Origin of the sequence: Shewanella sp. MEBiC00475 (genome assembly GCF_005234075.1) — a bacterium.
GTDB classification, from domain to species: Bacteria; Pseudomonadota; Gammaproteobacteria; order Enterobacterales; family Shewanellaceae; genus Shewanella; species Shewanella polaris.
Genome location: NZ_CP039928.1, coordinates 4,574,487 through 4,596,737, shown reverse-complemented (window position 1 = coordinate 4,596,737; position 22,251 = coordinate 4,574,487). Strand labels below are relative to the sequence as shown.

The window sequence follows — 22,251 nt, the reverse complement described above, 5'->3', positions numbered from 1 at the left end:
ATTTAAATTTTTATGTTGAATTTATTTGGTGTTATTCAGCAATTAAAAAGTTTTGAGTTTGTTGTTGGTGTTCAATCACATCGTCTTGAGTGCGATCTTTTAAGTTGACTCCTGTGAGTTTGAGATTTTTAGCTTCTGTTAGTAAGTAAATAGCCCGTTTGGCAGCTTCGGCATAGGGTAGTCCCGCTGGACGAATGTTTGAAATACAGTTTCGGCAGGCATCATTAAGTCCTGTTTTAGGCGCCCAAGTAAGATATAACCCCAGGCTGTCTGGTGAACTGAGTCCTGGTCGTTCGCCTATCAGAACCATTACCAATTGAGCGTTAAGTAGCTGGCCAATATCATCACCTATGGCAACACGACCTTGTTCCACTATGGTGATTGGTGCGATATGCCATGCAGAGTGCTGCTTATTTAATTGACTTAATAACTCGTTGATAAATGGCTGAGCATTGTTTTGCACTGCTAATGATGACAATCCATCAACCACCACTATGGCAAGATCATATTGACTGTCAGTAGCTTTCCCTTGATTGTCCATGTAATTTAATAAGATTTTTCGGCCACTTTCAGCCAGTTTTCTGCCAAGATCTGGCCTTTGTAAATAGGTGATGCGATCATTTGCCTGACTGTTAACTTTGATTGGTGATGTAACATTATTCAGTAATGGAATATTACTTAGCTGATCTGCCAGTGAATCAATATCTAGTGGAAAACTCACGGCGTCCCGGGCTTGTGCGTGTGATAGTTGGAATGCTAATAATTCAGACGTGGGTAGGCTGATTCCAGCTCTTCCAAGGCCAATACGCGCATCGGTAAAACGGCGAAGGTCGCTCCATGGATTCGTGACCACATTGCCATTGTGTTTATGTGATTTGAGTGAATCGACACAAGGAGAGCTCATTAGCGCTCTCCTTGTAGTGCATAGAGTGGTTTGGCAAATTCTTTGGGTAATGTGTTGGACAACACAAAATCTGACGTGTTTTTCATAATGTTCATTTGGGTTAGCCAATGTTCAAATTCGGGGGCAGGACGAGAGCCCAACACACGACGAACATATAAAGCATCATGAAAAGAGGTTGTTTGATAATTCAGCATTATGTCGTCTGACCCGGGTATGCCCATTACAAACGAACAACCAGCAACCCCTAATAAAGTAAGAAGATTATCCATATCGTTTTGATCGGCTTCGGCATGGTTGGTGTAACAAACATCACAGCCCATTGGTACACCGAGTAATTTTGCGCAGAAATGATCTTCTAATCCGGCCCGAGTAATTTCTTTACCATCAAATAAATATTCAGGACCAATAAAGCCAACGACAGTATTCACCAGTAGCGGATTAAATTTTCGGGCAACAGCATAGGCTCTTGCTTCACAGGTTTGTTGATCTAAACCGTGATGTGCATTGGCTGACAACGAGCTACCTTGGCCAGTTTCAAAATACATTACGTTATTGCCAACAGTGCCACGTTTTAGACTTAATGCGGCGTCTTGGGCTTCTGCTAAGGTTTGTAGATTAAATCCAAAGCTGCTGTTTGTCGCTTCGGTGCCGCCAATTGATTGAAACACCAAATCAACCGGTGCACCGGCTTCGATACATTCAATGGTGTTTGTGACGTGGGTTAAAACGCAACTTTGTGTTGGTATGTCATATTTTTGGATTACATCATCCATTAATTTCATTAATTTAATGGCTTGTGCAACGTTATCTGTCGCGGGGTTAATACCGATAACCGCATCACCATTTCCATACAACAAACCATCAAGCATTGATGCGGCAATCCCATTCACATCATCGGTTGGGTGGTTTGGTTGCAAACGGGTCGATAAGTGACCAGGTAAACCTATGGTATTTCTGAATGCGCTGGTGACATGACATTTTTTAGCCACAAGAATAAGATCTTGATTGCGCATTATTTTGCTAACGGCTGCTGCCATTTCAGGTGTAATGCCCATTTTTACCGTAGCTAATACCTGAGGTGTTACATAGTCGCTAAGTAACCAGTTACGAAAGTCGCCAACCGTTAAATGGCTAATATATGCAAATGCATTAGTGTCATGTTCGTCTAAAATTAATCGAGTAACTTCGTCAGTTTCATATGGAATAAGTGCATCATTAAGAAAGGTTTTTAAAGGTACATCTGCGAGTCTCATTTGAGCGACAGCCCGTTCCTTCGCTGATTGTGCAATTACTCCCGCTAAACGATCACCTGATCGCTGTGGCGTAGCTTTAGCCATTAAATCTGCAAGATCCCGAAATTGATATGTTTGGCTACCTAACATGTAGCGGTACGATTGACTCATTAATGACCTCGACGTTAACGATTTAATTTTGGTACAGGTTTTGCTGCTGAATCGTTAATCATTTAATTTTAATAAGTTCAAACCAGCTTAAATCGTACCAAGTGGCTATCAAGTTTTGGCAAAGTCATTTTTTATTATTTATTTCAGCTAGATAAAATGTTGTATTTTCAGTGTTGGTGATTGGGTTAGCAGCGTAATATCAAGAGGACGTGACAGATGGAGCACCATATTAATCAGTGCGCACCACAAAAGAGCGTGGTGACAACTACCGATATTGATGAACAAGCGCATAATTTAACCCAATGGCAGCAAGTATATGATCAGGTCAGTAATGGCAGTTTTTATGGCTGTATAGAAGGACTTGATTATCCTGAGGCGCATCTATTTAAAGAATTTACTCAGCGGGCATTAAGACAGCAATGCAATATCGCGCCTGAATCTATCTGGTTTGGTATTCCGCGTTTTTCAGACCAAAGTAAAATTAATGGATTACAAGTTGATACTCATCAGTTTATGTGTCGAACCAGTGATTGTGATTTTGAACTAATAACCCCTGAACAGTTTACTATTTATGGTTTTGTTATTAATAAGCAGACCTTATTCACCATGGCTGATATACAAGGTTTATCACTTCAGAACTTAACTTCGCAAGGTGCTGAACGGATCAGTTCAAATCCAATGCGACTTAATCAAACCCGTTTTCTGATTGAATCGCTGATTAACCATAGTGAATCACGGCTACATACCCCGTTACAGCAAGACATGTTAAGTACATTAGCGTTGAATTTATTAACACAAGAATCATCAAAACAAACGGTAGCACCTAGCTATCAACATCGATTAGCCGTGGTAGAGAAAATAAAAGCATTTTTGCACGAGAATCCGCAACAAGCGGTGACAATAACGCAACTTTGTGAGCTTACTTTTGTTAGCCGAAGAACCTTGCAGTATAGTTTTGAGAGTATTTTAGGCATTAATCCATTGCGTTTTTTACGTCTTACACGCTTAAATAATGTGAGGAGGGAGCTTAAACAACCCCAGCAAGATATACCCATTTCAGTGATAGCAGCCAATTGGGGTTTTTGGCATGCAGGCCAATTTACCAAAGATTACACTCAATTATTTGGTGAAAATCCATCAACCACACTAAAGCGTTATAAGTAATCCGAAATTGGGTAACAAATAGCGTTTAAACAATGCTTTGCTTTGTTAACCGCGTTGAATGAATTTGAAATAGGCCAGCTATTGAAACGTCAATTTGCTTTGTTAGTAAAAATAACAAGTTGAATAGCGTTAAATTAAGTTTTGATTTTTATTAATATGCTGTCTTTTTTTATCGCTAGTTTAGATTAAATAGGCGTATTAATTGGGTTAAGGTGATATCTGATTAAACTTCAGCTAATATAAACTTCAGCTAATATCTATATCATCTGATCATTCAAAGTAGAGGCTAATCATGAAAAACAAAACTTCCGATGCTATTCCACAACAAGCGTTTGATTGGTATGACTCTTATGCTCATGGTGGTATGGATCGTCGAACATTTATCGGCAAACTTGGATCGTTGGTTGCGCTCGGTTATTCAATGTCGGTACTGACATCGGCCTTACTGCCTAATTATGCATTAGCCGAACAAGTATCATTTAATGATTCAGATATTAAAGCTACTTATACTAATTTTGATTCACCGCTAGGCTACGGAAAAGCTCAAGGGTATTTGGTTGAGCCCACTAATAAATCCGGTCTATTGCCTGTTGTGTTGGTTGTTCATGAAAACCGTGGTCTTAATCCATACATTAAAGATGTTGCTAGACGTTTAGCTAAGGCAGGTTTTATCGCTTTTGCACCAGATGCCTTATATTCATTAGGTGGTTATCCTGGCAATGATGATGAAGGCCGTGAGATGCAAAAGTCGTTAGACAGAAGTAAAATTGAACAAGATTTTGTCGCAGCTGCTAAGTTTTTAAAAATGCATAAACAAAGTAACGGTAAGCTAGGTACGGTAGGATTTTGTTTCGGCGGGTATATTGTTAATTATCTTGCGGCAGTTGATTCAAATTTGATTCAAGCAGGAGTTCCTTTTTATGGCACCCCAGCGGCTAAAGAATTAAGACACAATATTAAGGCACCATTATTGATTCAATTAGCTGAGTTAGATGAAAGAGTTAACACTACTTGGCCCGAATATGAACAAGATTTAAAAGCCTTTAATGTGCCATATACAATGTACATGTATCCAAAGGCAAATCATGGTTTCCATAATGACTCTACAGGCCGTTATGATGAAGCGAACGCAGAGTTGGCATGGCAACGTACGCTTGATTTTTTTAATAAAACACTCAGCTAAATAACACTAATGTATTTGCCGGTTCCTATTTAGCAATTTATACCGTTTATAAATCGTTATTTTGGTCAATCTTGCAATTAGGTATAGACGCCTTAGTCTGTTGTTACGTCATTATTCTAGTGTTGGTAGCGGCAATAATCATTTTGTTTCTAAGCCATTTGTTGGCAGGTTCTTTGTCGACATTAACGTGCCAGTATAAATGCACGCCAATTTCGGGCAATTCTACCGGCATAGGATAGATAGCGATATCGAGCATTTGACTGTACATAACGGCGGCAGTTTTTGGTAAAGTCAGTAACATATCGTTATTTAAGATGACGCGGCAAGCTGATAAAGCATGCTGACAACGTAAAGAAATCTTTCGGTGTAATCCAATACGGGAAAGCTCAAAATCTTCTAAGCTAGGGCCTGTCGAACGCGACGAAACTAAAACGTGTTCTAAACGCAGGTAGGTATCTAAAGCAAGTTCAGTTGTGATAGCGGGATGGTTTTTTCTTGCAACGACAACCAGTTGGTCTAGTTCTAATTGGGTGTGCATAATGTTATTACTGACTGGGATTAAGGTATCTATTGCCAAATCAATATCACCGCTAGCAAGTTTATTTTCAAGTTCGCTTCGTCTAACTCTTTTGTTGCTGCGTAAATTTATTGCTGGAGACTCTAACGACAAACTTTGTTGCAGTATCGGTAAATAGTAGGGCTCTAAAGATCCATGTAAAGACAATGAAAAGCTCTTACGCGAGGTTAATGGTTCAAACTGTCGAGATTGAACTAAACACACTTGTAATTGATGTAATGCTTCTCGGACATCATCAATCACATTCTTTGCTACTGGAGTAGGTCTCATTTCATTGCCTTGTCTGATAAACAAAGCATCGTCAAAATGAGTGCGCAATTTGCCTAATGAATGACTCACAGCAGGTTGTGATAAATTAAGTACAGACGCCGCTTTTGTTATGTTTCCTTCGCAATAAATCGCATCGAATACCACAAATAAATTCAAATCAATTTTCATACTGACTCCAGTGATCTCACTGTGTACGTTGAGAACACCTCAACTTATACCCTACTATTTAAATTATAAATAGTAGGGTATAAGAACTATTCATTTGTTCAATTTAGATGTTGCGATTAGCATAGTCAAGTACATTCGGTACAGTACAAAATTCAGTTAAATAAACGCATCTGTTGCGATGAGTAATATCGACAATTGATATGGTTAAGCAATCCAATGTTGCTGTTTACCTATCAAAAACTGAAATTAACCCTAATGTAAATCGCACGTTAATTTGATTCCGTATTGAATCATGATTTTTTATCCAGTTAGAGGCCCAATATGGCAGCCATTTATTTGATTCGACACGGACAGGCATCTTTTGGAAGTACTGATTACGATCAACTGTCAGATAAAGGTAACCAGCAAGCAAAAATATTAGGCCAGTACTGGCGAGCCAGAGCTTTGCCTAGCAAGTTTTATTGCGGTGATTTATTACGGCATGGGCAAACGTTAACTGCCTTCGTAAAAGGATACCAAGGTGAGCCAATTCCAATGGTTATCCATTCTGGTTTTAATGAATTCGATCATGTCGATATTTTAAAAAAGTATAACGACCAGTGGAATAACTTCGCTGAAATGAGTGAAGAAATTAGTCAACGTAAAGAACCAAACAAAACCCTACAAAAAGAGTTTTCAAAAGCACTCGATCGTTGGGTAACGGCTGATAAAGATCATGAATACAATGAAAGTTGGCCACAATTTAAGACTCGTTGCATTCGAGCTCTTCGCAATATTATTGAACAAGAATTAGCAAAAAAACGTGTGATTACCACTGGGGGAAATAACATCAATAAATCAAAAGACATTTTAGTGTTTACCTCCGGCGGGACGATTTCGGCAATTGTGCAACACATTTTACAATTGAACGATCGACAAACATTAGCTTTGAATCAACAGGCCAGAAATACCAGTGTCACTAAACTGTTATTTTCAGAAAATATGTTGAGTGTTGATTATTTTAATAACTACAGTCACTTAGAGCAGGCAGGCGATGACTGGGTAACCTTTAGGTAACGTCGTTGTACGTTAACGTTTTGCACCATAAATCAGCTATAAAAGGAAATAAAATGAACAATGGTAATTTATTTGATTTAACAGGGAAGGTTGCATTAGTCACTGGAGCTAGCCGTGGTATTGGCAAAAGTGTTGCCAAAGTATTAGCTCAGTATGGCGCACATGTCATTGTATCAAGTCGTAAAATTGAAGCTTGTCAAACAGTGGTTGATGAAATAATTAACGCTGGCGGCAGTGCACAAGCCATTGCCTGTCATATTGGCGAATTGGACCAAATTGATGCCATTTTTGCCGCAATAACCGAACAACATGGAAAGCTTGATATTTTAGTTAATAATGCTGCCGCTAATCCCTATTTCGGCCATATTATTGATACCGATTTAACGGCTTTTCAAAAAACAGTCGATGTGAATATTCGTGGGTATTTCTTCATGTCTACCAAGGGTGCACAACTAATGAAAGACAGTGGCGGCGGCTCTATTGTCAACGTTGCTTCTGTTAATGGCGTTATTCCGGGTGATTTCCAAGGTATTTATTCCATCACTAAAGCGGCTGTTATTTCTATGACGAAAGCATTTGCTAAAGAATGTGCCCAATTCAATATTCGTGTTAATGCTTTGCTACCAGGTGGAACCGATACCAAATTTGCCTCTGCGCTAGTCGATAATCCAGCCATTCTTAAACAAATGATGTACCACGTTCCAATGAAACGCGTTGCTCAGCCAGACGAAATGGCCGGAACGGTATTGTATTTAGCGTCTAATGCATCCAGCTATACCACGGGTACAGCGATTAATGTCGATGGTGGTTATTTGATTGGTTAACCTATTAAAAGGTATGACTCATTAAATCACTCTCTAAAAGAAGAAGCATTTAAAGCTAGGAATTCGTTATGAATAGCGACAAAAATACCAGTATCGATAAGTTATTTGAACCTTTTATCACCAAATCGTTATCTTTGAAAAATAGAACCGTCATGGCGCCGATGACGCGCGCGTTTTCACCTAATTATGTCCCGAATAAAGACGTTGCTGATTATTACCGAAGACGAGCCGAAGGTGATGTTGGCCTCATTATCACCGAAGGGACATTTATTTCTCATAAAGCGGCCAATGGCTATGAAAATGTACCAGCCATTTATGGTGAAGCAGCATTAGCTGGTTGGAAGCATGTCGTTGATGAAGTTCATGCCGCAGGTGGTAAAATTGCCCCCCAGCTTTGGCATGTAGGTTCAGTGAGAAAGCCAGGTATTGGCCCAAATAAAGAAACACCGGCTTATAGTCCATCAGGTTTGTACAAACCTGGCGCTAAAAATGGCGTTGCAATGACTCAAGATGATATCAATGAAGTAGTTGCCTCTTTTGCTCAAGCTGCATTAGATGCCAAGAATATTGGTTTTGATGCTATTGAAGTGCACGGCGCACACGGTTATTTAGTTGATCAGTTTTTTTGGGAAGGCACTAACCAACGTGACGACCAATACGGTGGTTCACTAGAAAATCGTACTCGTTTTGGCGTTGAAATTGTTAACGCTATTCGCGCTGCCGTTGGGGATGACTTTACGATTATCTTCCGCTTTTCGCAGTGGAAACAGCAAGACTACAATGCAAAACTTTGCCAAACACCTGAAGAACTAGAGACTTTCTTAAACTTATTAAGCCAAGCTGGTGTTGATATTTTCCACGCCAGTACACGGCGTTTTTGGGTGGCTGAATTTGAAGGTTCAGACCTTGGTCTTGCTGGTTGGACTAAAAAATTGACAAACAAACCGGTAATAACAGTCGGTAACGTGGGTTTAGATGCTGACTTTATTGGCGAAGGTAATGCTGATTTATCTGGCACGTCTAATCCAACCGGCATTGATGAGCTATTAGTGCGATTAAACAATAACGAATTTGATTTGGTCGCTATTGGTCGTGCGTTATTGGTTGATCCACAGTGGGTTAATAAAATTAAGCACCAAGCTATCGCGGATATTAAACCGTTTAACAAAAAATCATTAATGTCACTTAGTTAAGGTTTGCTGATCTGCTTGGGTCTTAATCATAAATGTTAAGGCTCACACTACACCGTAATGACCGATAGAAGGGTAGAACATGAATTTTGAATACAGTGAAAAAGTTCAAGCATTAATCAAACGTGTCACCGATTTTATGGATTTACATGTGTTTCCGGTTGAAGAAGAAATGCATCGACAAGTTGAGCTTGATCCTTGGTCAACGCCTCCATTAATAGAAGAATTGAAAGCCAAAGCGAAGGCAGAAGGTTTGTGGAATTTATTCCTTCCTGTTGCGTACGGGAAATACAGTGCTGGATTGACCAATTTAGAATATGCGCCATTGGCTGAAATTATGGGCAAAGTGATGTGGGCGTCAGAAGTGTTTAACTGTGCGGCACCGGATACTGGCAACATGGAAGTATTGGCTAAATACGGTAATGAAGCACAGAAAAAACAATGGTTAGAGCCATTGCTTGAAGGCAAAATTCGCTCAGCATTTGCAATGACAGAGCCTGAAGTGGCCTCAAGCGATGCGACTAATATTGAACTAAGCATTGAGCGAGATGGTGATGAGTATGTCATAAACGGCCGCAAATTTTACATTAGTGGCGCGTGCCGTAAGCAATGCGAAATTATGATCGTGATGGGAAAAACAGACCCAAGCAACAGCAACCGCTATATTCAGCAATCACAAGTACTTGTGCCAATGAACACTCCAGGTGTCACCATGGTTAGACCTATGAAAGTGTTCGGTTATAACGATGCTCCCGAAGGTCACGCTGAAGTGACATTTACTGATGTCCGAGTACCCGTTGAAAATATTATTTCCGGTGAAGGTAAGGGCTTTGAAATTGCTCAGGGTCGTCTTGGTCCAGGGCGTATTCATCACTGCATGCGCTCTGTCGGTATTGCTCAACGCGCACTAGATTTAATGTGCAAACGAGTGAATGAGCGAATCGTATTTGGTCGACCAATGATTAAACAACAATCTGTTCGTGAAGACATTGCCAAGTCGGCATGTCAGATTGAACAAGCACGTTTAATGACCTTAAAAGCCGCACAGAAGATGGATACTGATGGTAACAAGGCGGCTAAAGACTTAATCGCAATGATTAAAATTGTTGCGCCCAATATGTCGCTTGATGTGATAGACCGTGCCATTCAGTGCCATGGTGCTGTAGGGGTGAGTCAAGATACCTTTTTAGCGCATGCATGGGCGGGTCAACGGACATTGCGCTTAGCCGATGGTCCAGATCAAGTACACATGATGCAACTCGGACGTGATTTAGTGAAAAAAATAGTTACGCAGAACTAGGCTAGGTGAACATTTGAGACCTTTTTAGCAGGTTGAACAATGTTCAACCTGCAACTTAAAAAAGCGATCATTCACTCAGCAACTTAACTCATCAAAACGAAAAGAGTATTGCCAAATGCCAAAAGTATTCTCTATTGATAACGTACAGCTTAATGATTATTTAGAACAACACGTTCAAGGCTTTAAAGGGCCAATTACTTTAGACAAATTTACCGGTGGTCAATCAAATCCTACATATAAAGTCACCGCAACGTCGGGTGTGTACGTGTTACGTCGCCAACCACCTGGTAAATTATTAAAATCTGCTCATGCTGTCGACCGTGAATATCGGGTATTAAATGCGCTAAAAGATACTGATGTACCCGTTGCTAATGTCTATCACTTGTGTGAAGACACCAGCGTAATGGGTTCAATGTTCTATTTAATGGAATATTGCGATGGCACCGTTTACTGGAGTGCGTCTTTAGCTGAGATTGACACCAATGAACAACGTTCAGCCATGTATGACGCCATGAATAAAGTGCTGGTTTCTCTGCATAGTGTCGATGTTGATGCTGTTGGTTTGTCTGATTACGGAAAAGCGGGCAATTACTTTGAACGTCAACTCGGTCGCTGGACATCACAATACCGCGCTTCAGAACTGCAAAATATACCCGCAATGAATACGTTAATAACATGGCTTGAAGTTAACTTACCTAAAGATGATGGTCGTGTTTGCTTAGTCCATGGTGATTTCCGGTTAGACAACATGATGTTTGCCAAAAATTCACCTGTCATTATCGCATTATTGGACTGGGAGCTATCTACACTAGGCCATCCATTTGCCGATTTAGCTTACCAATGTATGCAATTACGTATGCCTGCAGGCATGGGAAGTATTGACGGTTTAAAAGATATCGATCGCGCCAGTTTAGGCATTCCAACTGAAGAAGATTACGTGGCGAAATATTGCCAACGTATGGGAATAGAACGAATTGAAAACTGGGTGTTTTACTTAGCGTTTAGCTTTTTCCGCTTGGCTGCAATTGCTCAAGGTGTTGCTAAACGTGCTGCAGAAGGTAATGCATCTAATGAACATGCTAATAAAGTTGGCTCGTTCGTTGAACCGCTCGCAAAAATGGCCTTAAAAGTTATTGAAACAGAGAATAAATAGCTAACTACGTTAGCAAAACTAATAAACCAAAATTATAACAAAAATATCAACAAGACCATCAATTACAGGAGTTACTCGCATGGATCCATTATTAGACTTTACTGGCAAAGTAGCCGTTATTACTGGCGCAGCCCAAGGTTTTGGTAAATTACTCGCAGAAGAATTGGCCAAACGCGGTGCTAAGTTAGTCATCAGTGACATTAACGAAGCTGGCGTACATCAAGTGGCTGATGCTATTGCGGCTACTGGTGCAGAGGTGGTCGCAATGAAATGCGATGTGTCTAAGAATGAATCCTGTAAAGCCATGATTGATACAGCTGTTGAGCATTTTGGTCGTGTGGATATTGGCGTTAACAATGCCGGCATCGCCCACGAGTTTATGCCACTACATCACATTGACGAATCTATCATGGACAGTCAGTTTGCGATTAATGTTAAAGGTGTGCAATTTGGTATGCGTCATCAAATACAGCAAATGCTTAAGCAAGGCGAGGGTGCCATCCTTAATGTCAGCTCAATGGCAGGTTTAGGTGGGGCTGCGCGAGGTAGTGCTTATTCAATGGCAAAACATGCTGTTATTGGTTTAACCAAAACCGGTGCAGTGGAATACGGCCGTGAAAATATTCGTATTAATGCAATTTGTCCATTCTTTACCTTAACGCCTATGGTGACAAACTTTGCTGACGAAGAACAGCAAAAGAAAATGGCCCGTGGCGCGCCAATGAATCGTTTAGGTGAACCAAAAGAAATCGTCGCGGTCATGTTAATGATGTTATCGCCAAGCAATACCTATATGACAGGACAATGTATTGCCGTTGATGGTGGTGTGTCAGCGTTTTAGGCTGCATTTAATTAATCTATTACCATTGGTTTGAGCTTTAGACGATAAGAAGAGAATATTATGCCTGCAACGTTAATGAATGAACGCGATCTCGAATTTATGCTTTACGAACTGTTTGACAGTGATGCGTTAACTAGCCGAACACGTTATCAAGATCACGATCGTCAAACCTTTAATGAAGTGGTCAATACCGCAAAAACGATCGCAGAAAAATACTTTCTTCCTATCCGTCAGAAAATGGATACTCATCAACCTACATTTGATGGTAAAAAAGTGCATATCATCCCAGAACTTAAAACCGCTATTGATGCAGTTAACGAGTCTGGTATTGGTTCTGCAACTGCTGATTATGAGCTGGGTGGTATGCAATTACCGCCCATTATTGCCAGTGCCGCGGCATCATTTTTAACTGTCGCTGGCGGTGTGGGCATGGGTTACAACATGTTAACAACAGCTAACGCCAACTTGTTACAAGCACATGGAAGTCCAGAATTAATTAACACTTGGGTTAAGCCCATGCGTGAAGGTCGATTTATGGGCACCATGGCCATGACAGAACCTGGTAGTGGCTCGGCTTTGGGTGACTTAATTACCAAGGCAGTAAAGTCGGACGACGGTACTTATCGCATCACTGGCAATAAAATCTATATTTCAGGCGGTGACCATGATTTAAGCGACAACATCGTTCACTTGGTGTTAGCGCGACTTCAAGGTGCCCCTAAAGGTGTGAAAGGTATTTCGTTATTTGTGGTGCCTAAGTTTTTGCTTAATGAAGATGGTTCCGTTGGAGAAGACAATGAAGTCGCACTCGCTGGGCTTTTTCATAAAATGGGTGGCCGCGCACAAACCTCAACGGCACTGAGTTTTGGTGAAAAAAATGGCTCGATAGGCTATTTAGTCGGTGAAGAACATTGCGGTTTAAAGTACATGTTCCACATGATGAACGAAGCCCGCATTATGGTCGGCACTAGTGGCGCAGTATTGGCAGTAGCCGGTTATCAATATTCAGTCGATTACGCTAAAAATCGTCCCCAGGGTCGCTTGCCATCGTGTAAAGATCCGCAGTCACCTATGGTGAATATCATTGAGCATGCTGACGTAAAGCGCATGTTGTTAGCGCAAAAATCTTATGCAGAAGGCGCTATGGCATTAGTCCTGTATGGCACTCAATTAAGTGATGACGAGCGCACCGCAGACACCAGCGAGCAACGTGAATATGCTCATACCTTGTTAGACTTTTTAACGCCGATTATTAAAACCTGGCCGTCTGAATATGGTCCTAAAGCTAACTCATATGCGATTCAAGTGATGGGCGGACATGGCTACATAAATGAACATCCAGTTGAGATGTTTTATCGTGATAACCGCTTAAACCCAATTCATGAAGGCACCACGGGGATCCAGTCATTAGATTTAATGACCCGAAAAGTCCCAATGAATAAGATGCAGGGTTATAAAGCCACCTTACACGAAATTGTTAAAACCATTGAACAAGCCAAAAAATACGATAGTTTGAATGAATATACCCAGAAACTAAGCGAAGCTGTAGAGACGTTAAAGGTGACGACAGAAGTTGTGCTAAACGGCATGGCAACTAACAACATCGACTTAGCGCTGGCCAATTCTGTTAAGTATTTAGAGTTGTTTGGTCACGTTATTATTGCGTGGTTATGGCTAAAACAAGGTATTGTCGCCACCAAAGCCTTATCAGCAAAAGTACATCAAGCTGATGAGTATTTTTATAAAGGTAAATTACAGACATTGCAGTATTTTTATCGCTTTGAGTTGCCACAAATTGCAGTTTGGTCATCTATTTTAATTAGTTCAGACAGTACCAGTTATGACATGCAAGCAGACTGGTTTTAAAAAGGCCCTATGTGCGTTTAGGTTGTGTTGAGCGGTGTTTAGCCACTAAGTGACTGTCTCACATGTGTTTAAAGATAAACATATCCAACTAAATCTATTTTATTATTTTGTTATTAGCGCATTATTCATTTATTGGATAATGCGTTTTTGTTGTCAGCACTCTCAAGTTTCTATCTGTTTTAAACCTCTAAACTATTCGTACCGCGAATGTCTTGATATTAAAACTATTCATTTGTTTAATGTTATCAGCCCAATTAGCATGAGATATCGCTTATATTTCATTCATGGACAGTACTTTTAAAGTACAAGAGGAAAGGGAACAATGCCGACAGTAATAAATCGTAACGACATCGCAAACTATATTGGCTTCCAAGCAGAGCCAACAAGTTGGTATCAAATCACTCAAGAACAGATTAATCAGTTTGCAGATTGCACGCTGGATCATCAATTTATTCACGTCGATGAAGAAAAAGCCAAAGCTACTCCATTTGGTTCGACCATTGCTCATGGTTTCCTATCTCTTTCAATGTTGTCACATTTTGCAGAAGAATTTAGCGTGTTGATTGACGGCTTTTATATGGGCTTGAATGCTGGTTTCGATAAAGTGAGATTTTTACAACCTGTTACCGTCAATAGCCGCATTAGAGCACACGCTAAAACTCTTTCGATTGAAGAAAAGAAGCCCGGTCAGTTTCGTTTATGCACTGAAGTGACCATAGAGATTGAAGGCGGAGATACCCCTGCATTAGTTGCAGAGTGGATTTCAGCGCAAATGGTTAAGTAATCTGAACTCGAGATAACAAACGTTTACACCAAACAATCGACACATGAACGTAAAACAACAATAACAAAGTACATATAAGCGCTAAGGACACATTATGACGATCAGTTTTGCAGGACAAGTAGCAATAGTAACGGGTGCCGGTAATGGTTTAGGCCGTTCACATGCATTGGAACTCGCCAAACGTGGCGCCAAAGTCGTGGTAAATGATTTAGGTGGTGCACGCGATGGTAGCGGTGCATCTTCAGCAGCCTCACAAGATGTGGTTCGTTTAATTGAAGAAATGGGTGGTGAAGCCATTAGCCATGGTGCAAACGTAGCCAACTTTGATGAAGTGCAAGACATGGTGCAACAAACCATGGACAAGTGGGGCCGTGTAGATATTTTAATTAATAATGCCGGCATATTGCGAGATAAGTCGTTTTCTAAAATGACATTAGATGACTTTAAGTTAGTGATGGATGTGCACGTGATGGGCTCTGTTCACTGCACTAAAGCGGTTTGGGAAATCATGAGGCAGCAAAACTATGGCCGTATTGTGATGACTACTTCGTCAAGTGGCATGTACGGTAATTTTGGTCAGTCTAACTATGGCGCCGCCAAAATGGCGGTGCTTGGGTTAATGAACACCTTAGTGCTTGAAGGTGCGAAAAATAATATCTACATCAATGCGCTGGCTCCCACTGCGGGCACACGTATGACCGAAGATTTAATGCCTGAAGAAATCGTTAAAGCCTTTGCGCCAGAAGCGGTTACTGCAGGCATGTTGACCTTGTGTGATGAACACGCGCCAAATCGCTTTATTTTATGTGCTGGGGCAGGCGGTTATTCAAGTGCGAGCATTTTTGAAACCGAAGGCTGTTTTATTCCTAAAGCATCACAAACTCCAGAAGCCGTTCGAGATAACTGGGCGCAACTCACCGCGCAAGATAATCAAAAAGCGTTGAAGTCTGGCGCCCAACAAGGCGAGAAGTTTGTGATGAAAGCGATGGCTTTTATGAAGTCGCAACAGCAATAAATCATTTTCATGCAGATTGCGTTTGATATTTAATTTGATATTAAGTGAACAACATTACCATTAATACCAAGCTCAATCTTGCAAACATAATAACTACATGTCTTTGAAGACAGATAAACAAAGGAATTATCATGAGAGAAGCCGTTATTGTATCTGTAGCAAGAACCCCGATCGGTAAAGCATACCGCGGTGCATTTAACGATTTATCTGCACCAACGTTAGCTGCCGTTGCCGTCAAAGCAGCAGTTGAACGTGCAGATATTGACCCTAATTACATTGAAGATTGTATTTTTGGCGCAGCGTTAACTCAAGGTAACCAAGGAATGAACTTTGGCCGTCAAGTGGCGATGGCAGCAAATCTGCCTGTGTCAGTGCCAGGTATGACAGTAGATCGTCAATGTTCATCAGGGTTAATGTCTATTGCTATTGCTGCCAATCATATTGTTTGTGATGGCGCTAAAATATTGGTTGCAGGCGGTTGCGATTCAATCAGCATGGTACAAAACGATAAAATGAACATGCACCGTGCGGTTGACCCTAGTGTAAAAGCGTATCGTCCCGCTATTTATATGCCGATGCTAGATACTGCAGAAGTGGTTGCTAATCGATATGATATCTCGCGTGAAGCACAAGATGCCTATGCGTTAACCTCACAACAACGCACTGCTACGGCACAAGCTGCAGGTAAATTTAATGATGAAATTGTACCTGTCACTTGTACCAAACTGGTCATGGATAAAACCAGCGGTGATATCAGTAAAGAACAAGTCACCTTAACAAAAGATGAAGGTAATCGACCTTCAACCAATATTGAAGGTTTAGCCGGTTTAAAAGCCGTTAAAGATAACGGTTCAATTACCGGTGGTAATGCCTCTCAACTGTCTGACGGAGCTGCAGCTGTAGTGGTAATGGAACGCGAACTTGCTGAGCAACACGGACTTAAGCCATTAGGCGCTTACCGAGGCATGGTGGTTGCGGGCTGTGAGCCCGATGAAATGGGCATAGGTCCTATCTTTGCTATTCCAAAATTACTTGAACGCCATGGTTTGACTATTGACGACATTGGTTTGTGGGAAATCAATGAAGCGTTTGCGGTTCAGGTTATTTACTGTGCCGAAAAACTGGGTATTCCATATGATCGTTTGAACGTTGACGGTGGTGCAATCTCTATTGGTCATCCTTATGGCATGAGCGGTACTCGTATGGTGATGCACGCGTTAATTGAAGGAAAACGACGTGGCGTTAAATATGTGGTGATCAGTATGTGTATTGGTGGTGGTCAAGGCGCGGCAGGTTTATTTGAAGTGTTGTAAAACTGTGTGTAGGTTAGGGTGTGCGAGTTAAGAATAAAAATAATAATCACAGCAGCCGGTAATGTAGGCTGCTGATAATTTTGTAATAATTGGGGATAGTATTATGGAAAGGATTTGGCTAGAAAAGAGTTATCCGCCTGGAGTTGAGTTTGAAATCGATCCAGATAAATACAACTCATTGGCAGATTTGTTTTTAAAATATACCAAGCTATATGCCGATAATACGGCGTTTATCAACATGGATGTCAGTATTACTTATCAACAGCTTGCCCAGCAAGCGACAGACTTTGCAGCCTATTTACAGCAAGACTTAGGTTTAGTTAAAGGCGATAAGTTTGCCATTATGATCCCCAATACACTGCAATATCCTATCGCATTATTTGGAGCACTTATCGCAGGGTTAACGGTAGTGAATGTTAATCCACTATATACCCCGCGCGAATTAGAACATCAATTAAAAGACTCCGGTACCAAAGGTATTTTAATTCTAGAAAACTTTGCCCATGTATTGCAGGCTGTGATTGATAAAACAGATGTTAAGCATGTTATTACTACAGGCGTCGGCGACCGATTAGGTATTATTAAAGGTGCATTAATCAACGGTGCGATTAAGCACGTCAAAAAGCTGGTACCCACATTCGATTTGCCTAATGCGGTTAAATTTAATGACGCCATGAGCAAAGGCAGCAAACAAACCTTTATGCCTGTTGATGTTATCGGTTCTGACTTAGCCTTTTTGCAATACACTGGCGGTACTACGGGGCCATCAAAAGGCGCCATGCTGACTCATCGTAATATGGTTGCCAACCTAGAACAGTCCAATGCAGTAACCAAGAACGTTTATGAAATCGGCAAAGAGCTGATTATCACTGCATTGCCGCTTTATCATATTTACGCATTAACCTCTAATTGCTTAGCCTTCTTACCGTTTGGTGGCACCAACTTATTAATCACCAATCCGAGAGACATGCCTGCTTTTGTAAAAGAGCTTGCTAAATATCGTTTCACTGTGATTACTGGAGTGAACACCTTATTTAACGGCTTATTGAATACGCCAGGGTTTGATCAACTTGATTTTAGTTCATTAAAAATGGGTTTTGGCGGCGGAATGTCGGTGCAAAGGCCAGTTGCAGAACATTGGGAGCGAGTGACTAAAAGCCGTTTACTTGAAGGCTACGGGTTAACAGAATGTGCGCCCTTAGTGACAATGAGTCCTTATAACCAAAAAAGCTACAACGGCTCGATTGGTTTACCGGCATCATCAACCGATATTCGTTTAGTCGGTGCAGATGGTGAAGACGTGGCATTAGGTGAGCCTGGTGAAATGTGGGTTAAAGGCCCACAAGTGATGAAAGGCTATTACAATCGCCAAAAAGCCACTGACGAAGTGTTAATCGACGGCTGGTTAGCCACGGGTGACATTGCCACCATGGACGAGAATGGTTTCTTTAAAATTGTTGACCGCAAAAAAGACATGATTAACGTGTCTGGTTTTAATGTTTTCCCTAACGAAATTGAAGAAGTGATTGTGTCGCACGAAGGGGTGTTGGAAGCCGCAGCTGTTGGTGTGTCTTGTGATATTACAGGCGAGCGAGTCAAAGTCTATATTGTTCGCAAAGATCCTACATTAACTGAACAGGATATATTTGATCATTGTAATCAAATGCTCACTAATTATAAACGCCCTAAAGTCATTGAATTTATGAATGAATTACCTAAGAGCAATGTGGGTAAAGTATTACGTAAAGATCTTCGTAGTAAAGTCTAAGGTATGTCGACGCTAGTCGTCGACGGTTTAATAATAAGAGTTATATGTTAGAAATATACGCCGGTAAAACGGCCTTAAAAACGATACAGCAACAAGGGTTTACTCCAGAGATATTCAGTTCATTCCTCGGCGCAAGTGGTGGACCTAAATGGTTCACCTTACTGGGGTTAGACAAATACCTTTTTGGGGAGTTTTTTAAAGGCAGACAACAACCTTTAAACTTGATTGGATCAAGTGCCGGCGCTTTTCGCGCCGCGTGCTTTGCCCAAAAAGACCCTGTAGCTGCGATAGAACGCTTAGCCAAAAATTACAGTGAAACCGTTTATTCGGATGACACTAAACCACAACCAGACGAAATAACAGCCAAAGCAGTTGAATTACTTGATGAGTTATTTGGTGACACTGGCGCAGATGAAATTATTAATAACTCTGTCTTCAAAGCCCATTTTATTGTCGCTAAGTGCAATGGATTGGTTGCATCAGAAAATAAGCTGCTGCAAGGGGCTGGATTATTCAACAGCTTTGTCAGAAATACCATCAGTAGGTCTCTGCTTAATAGTCAGTACGAGCGCTACATTTTTCAACATAGCCAAAGCGATTTAAGCATTTATGATCCTGACAATATTGCCACGACGTCTATGGTGTTGAGTCAGCGCAATATTAAAGCGGCGCTATTAGCATCGGGGTCAATTCCTATCGTGATGCAAGGCATAAAAGACATTGCCGATTGCCCAAAAGGCATGTACCGCGATGGCGGGATTATCGATTACCATTTTGATTTTAATATTCAAAATGAAGGCTTAACTCTGTATCCACATTTCAGTTCTACATTAAAGCCAGGCTGGTTTGATAAAAACCTGTCTCGTAAAGCGCGTATACAGCACTACGATAAAACAGTGCTCTTGTGTCCATCAGCTGAGTTTGTTGCATCACTGCCATTTAATAAAATTCCAGACCGCAGTGATTTTGTCGAAATGAAACCGGCGCAGCGCTTACAGTACTGGCAACAGGTATTTGTTGAAAGTGAAAAGTTAGCAGAACATTTTAAAGATTTTTATCAACAACAGAATATCGACAGCATTAAAAGCATTGAGCAGTTACTCGCTTAATGGCGACAAGATTTCATTTTTTGGTATCAATTAAGCACTAGTCATTAATATTTTGACGATAACTCATTTAAAAAAGGATTTGAACATGACCACATATAAAGCCATTAACTTAATCGCACGCCCAGACGCCGGCCCTGTAGGTCCGCAATTATTTGAAGTGGTCCAAAAAGAAATGCCAACAGTGGCACAAGGGCAGTTTTTGGTAAAACAGAATCATATGTCACTGGATCCTGCCATGTTTGGGTGGATGAGCCCAGACACAGAAAGCTATATTCCTCCGGTTGAGTTAGGTGAGGTGATGCGCAGCTCTGGAATTGGTGAGATTGTTGAAAGCAATCACCCTGATTTTAAAGTGGGCGACCGCGTAATGGGCATGATGGGTTGGCAAGAGTACTTTTTAAGTAACGGTGTCGGGTTAAATAAAGTTACCGCGCCATTACCAGATGAAGCCATTTTGTCAGTGTTTGCGTTACCAGGCTTAACTGCAACACAAGGACTTTTCAACGTAGGCAAACCACAAAAAGGGGAAACCATAGTGGTTTCTGGCGCGGCAGGTTCAGTGGGCTCTATTGTGGGACAACTCGCTAAAGCAGATGGACTGAGAGTGATAGGCGTAGTCGGCAGCGACGAAAAAACAGATTGGATTGTAAATGAGCTTGGTTTTGACGGCGCGGTAAATTACAAAACCGATGATATAGCTGCAAAGCTTGCCGAGTTAACCCCAGATGGCGTTGATGTGTATTTTGAAAATACAGGCGGTCCAATTCAACATCATGTGTTTGCCAGAATGAACGCCCATGGACGTATTGTAGTGTGCGGTATGATTGCGGATTACCCGAAAGCGGTACCTGATTTAGGCCCTAATTGGATCCAAGTGATTAAAAAGCGCTTAATTATCCAAGGTTTCACTATGCCAGATCATTTCGGCGATGTGCCTGCGTTGCTCGAAAAGTTAACCCCTTATGTGATGAAAGGGCAAATTAAGCATCGCGCCCACGTATTAAATGGACTTGAGTCTGCAATGACTGGCTTAAATTTGTTTTTTACTGGTAAAAATAAAGGCAAATTAATCGTCAAATTATAACGCCGCTAATTGAAAAGTGCTGGTCTAAAAAATGAATCACTAACAGCGGAGGGAATATATCACGCTGTTAGATTAGATCTAATCTGTGTATATAACGGTCGTTTAGTTTGTTTAAATGATAAATGAGATGAAAGTTTCGTTAGTATGAATCTTTTTTAGTTTACTTTTAGTAAGTAAGGCATGAATATTCATCCGTTAACTGATCGTTATCGAGCCATTGGTTAACGAGTTATGTGAATTCATAGCTACATAGCTAACTACTAAAGTATTAAACAGTAAGCAATATAAATAAAAATAATATTAAAAAAGACTTAAATTGGAGCTTTTGTTGATTAAATGTGATGTGTCATTTTGCGTTAATGGATACATTGCAACGCCAACAAATATTTGGCTGCCGATGTTTATCAATAGCGATAAAGCAACATAAATGAAAAGGTTGACCATGTTTAAAAGTACAGATAACTACATCGCCTCAAACGAGCTTACTTTAGCGGTAAATGCCGCCATAGCCTTAGAAAAACCATTATTAATTAAAGGCGAACCCGGTACCGGTAAAACTCAGTTAGCAGAAGAGTTAGCCCGCTCTTTGAATTGTAAACTGTATCAATGGCACATTAAGTCGACTACCAAGGCTCAACAAGGCCTTTACGAATATGATGCAGTATCACGCCTACGCGATAGCCAGTTAGGTGATGCTCGTGTGCATGACATTGGTAATTACATCGTTAAAGGTAAATTGTGGCAGGCGTTTGAAGAAGATCAGAGATCGATTTTATTGATTGATGAAATCGATAAAGCCGACATCGAGTTTCCTAACGACTTATTGCAAGAGCTCGATAAAATGGAGTTTTATGTGTATGAAACTCAGCAGGTTATCAAAGCTAAGCAACGTCCTATTATCATCATTACCTCTAACAACGAAAAAGAGCTGCCAGATGCGTTTTTAAGACGCTGTTTTTTCCATTACATTAAGTTTCCTACTAAAGATGAAATGGCAAAAATTATCGACGTGCATCATCCTAATGTTAAGCAGGACTTGTTACAGCAAGCATTAGAGGTATTTTTTGATTTACGTGATGTCAATGGGATTAAGAAAAAGCCTTCAACGTCAGAATTAATCGACTGGCTTAAACTGTTAATATCGGATGATATTTCTCAAGACACTTTGCTGAATAAACAATCAGACATCATTCCTTTGTTTGGTGCATTGCTTAAGAATGAACAAGACGTTTCATTAATTGAAAAGCTGGCTTTCATGAGCCGCAGAAACAGGTAGTGC

Annotated in this window: 19 protein-coding genes; 16 read left to right on the top strand and 3 right to left on the bottom strand. The window is 40.8% G+C overall.

The window, feature by feature from the left end; translation table 11 throughout:
- Positions 1-31: 31 nt before the first annotated feature.
- Both eutC and FCN25_RS20370 read right to left on the bottom strand, forming a co-directional pair.
- Positions 32-904 (bottom strand): ethanolamine ammonia-lyase subunit EutC, encoded by an 873-nt coding sequence (gene eutC / locus FCN25_RS20375; protein ID WP_137227174.1) that lies wholly within the window; start codon positions 902-904, stop codon positions 32-34.
- Entirely contained in the window at positions 904-2,307 is a 1,404-nt protein-coding gene (locus tag FCN25_RS20370; RefSeq protein WP_137227173.1) for an ethanolamine ammonia-lyase subunit EutB, read from the bottom strand. The genes eutC and FCN25_RS20370 overlap by 1 nt, the downstream gene beginning before the upstream one ends.
- 216 nt (positions 2,308-2,523) lie before the next feature.
- Between FCN25_RS20370 and FCN25_RS20365 the strand changes: the two genes are divergently transcribed.
- Positions 2,524-3,471: a helix-turn-helix domain-containing protein gene (locus tag FCN25_RS20365; RefSeq protein WP_137227171.1), complete on the top strand. Its 948-nt coding sequence runs from the start codon at positions 2,524-2,526 to the stop codon at positions 3,469-3,471.
- Positions 3,472-3,763: 292 nt separating this feature from the next.
- Positions 3,764-4,654: a dienelactone hydrolase family protein gene (locus tag FCN25_RS20360; RefSeq protein ID WP_137227170.1), complete on the top strand. Its 891-nt coding sequence runs from the start codon at positions 3,764-3,766 to the stop codon at positions 4,652-4,654.
- Between the two features lie 103 nt (positions 4,655-4,757).
- Here the strand turns inward: FCN25_RS20360 and FCN25_RS20355 are convergent, their stop codons facing one another.
- Positions 4,758-5,669 carry a LysR family transcriptional regulator gene (locus FCN25_RS20355; RefSeq protein WP_137227168.1) on the bottom strand — a complete coding sequence of 304 codons (912 nt, stop codon included), beginning with the start codon at positions 5,667-5,669 and terminating at the stop codon, positions 4,758-4,760.
- A 321-nt stretch (positions 5,670-5,990) separates the two neighbouring features.
- Between FCN25_RS20355 and FCN25_RS20350 the strand changes: the two genes are divergently transcribed.
- From FCN25_RS20350 to FCN25_RS20285, 14 genes are all read left to right on the top strand, one after another.
- Positions 5,991-6,725: a histidine phosphatase family protein gene (locus FCN25_RS20350; protein ID WP_137227166.1), complete on the top strand. Its 735-nt coding sequence runs from the start codon at positions 5,991-5,993 to the stop codon at positions 6,723-6,725.
- Between the two features lie 53 nt (positions 6,726-6,778).
- Positions 6,779-7,549: an SDR family oxidoreductase gene (locus FCN25_RS20345; RefSeq protein ID WP_137227165.1), complete on the top strand. Its 771-nt coding sequence runs from the start codon at positions 6,779-6,781 to the stop codon at positions 7,547-7,549.
- Positions 7,550-7,617: 68 nt separating this feature from the next.
- Entirely contained in the window at positions 7,618-8,742 is a 1,125-nt protein-coding gene (locus FCN25_RS20340) for an NADH:flavin oxidoreductase (RefSeq protein WP_137227164.1), read from the top strand.
- 79 nt (positions 8,743-8,821) lie between these two features.
- Positions 8,822-10,039 (top strand): acyl-CoA dehydrogenase family protein, encoded by a 1,218-nt coding sequence (locus tag FCN25_RS20335; RefSeq protein ID WP_137227163.1) that lies wholly within the window; start codon positions 8,822-8,824, stop codon positions 10,037-10,039.
- Positions 10,040-10,154: 115 nt separating this feature from the next.
- Positions 10,155-11,192 carry a phosphotransferase family protein gene (locus FCN25_RS20330; RefSeq protein WP_137227162.1) on the top strand — a complete coding sequence of 346 codons (1,038 nt, stop codon included), beginning with the start codon at positions 10,155-10,157 and terminating at the stop codon, positions 11,190-11,192.
- A gap of 79 nt (positions 11,193-11,271) precedes the next feature.
- Complete coding sequence (locus FCN25_RS20325) at positions 11,272-12,033, top strand: SDR family NAD(P)-dependent oxidoreductase (RefSeq protein WP_137227161.1); 762 nt, start codon at positions 11,272-11,274, stop codon at positions 12,031-12,033.
- A 60-nt stretch (positions 12,034-12,093) separates the two neighbouring features.
- Positions 12,094-13,899 (top strand): acyl-CoA dehydrogenase, encoded by a 1,806-nt coding sequence (locus FCN25_RS20320; RefSeq protein WP_137227160.1) that lies wholly within the window; start codon positions 12,094-12,096, stop codon positions 13,897-13,899.
- A 322-nt stretch (positions 13,900-14,221) separates the two neighbouring features.
- Entirely contained in the window at positions 14,222-14,683 is a 462-nt protein-coding gene (locus FCN25_RS20315; protein ID WP_137227159.1) for a MaoC family dehydratase, read from the top strand.
- A gap of 94 nt (positions 14,684-14,777) precedes the next feature.
- A complete protein-coding gene (locus FCN25_RS20310) occupies positions 14,778-15,698 on the top strand; it encodes an SDR family NAD(P)-dependent oxidoreductase (protein WP_137227158.1) in 921 nt (306 codons plus the stop codon).
- Between the two features lie 131 nt (positions 15,699-15,829).
- On the top strand, positions 15,830-17,011 hold the full coding sequence (locus tag FCN25_RS20305; protein ID WP_137227157.1) for an acetyl-CoA C-acyltransferase: 1,182 nt from the start codon (positions 15,830-15,832) through the stop codon (positions 17,009-17,011).
- Positions 17,012-17,114: 103 nt separating this feature from the next.
- Positions 17,115-18,779, top strand: a complete 1,665-nt coding sequence (locus tag FCN25_RS20300; protein WP_137227156.1) for an AMP-binding protein — start codon at positions 17,115-17,117, stop codon at positions 18,777-18,779.
- 44 nt (positions 18,780-18,823) lie between these two features.
- Positions 18,824-19,888 carry a patatin-like phospholipase family protein gene (locus FCN25_RS20295; protein WP_137227155.1) on the top strand — a complete coding sequence of 355 codons (1,065 nt, stop codon included), beginning with the start codon at positions 18,824-18,826 and terminating at the stop codon, positions 19,886-19,888.
- Positions 19,889-19,973: 85 nt separating this feature from the next.
- On the top strand, positions 19,974-20,972 hold the full coding sequence (locus FCN25_RS20290; protein WP_137227154.1) for an NADP-dependent oxidoreductase: 999 nt from the start codon (positions 19,974-19,976) through the stop codon (positions 20,970-20,972).
- Between the two features lie 442 nt (positions 20,973-21,414).
- On the top strand, positions 21,415-22,248 hold the full coding sequence (locus FCN25_RS20285; protein WP_137227153.1) for a MoxR family ATPase: 834 nt from the start codon (positions 21,415-21,417) through the stop codon (positions 22,246-22,248).
- Positions 22,249-22,251 lie beyond the last annotated feature (3 nt).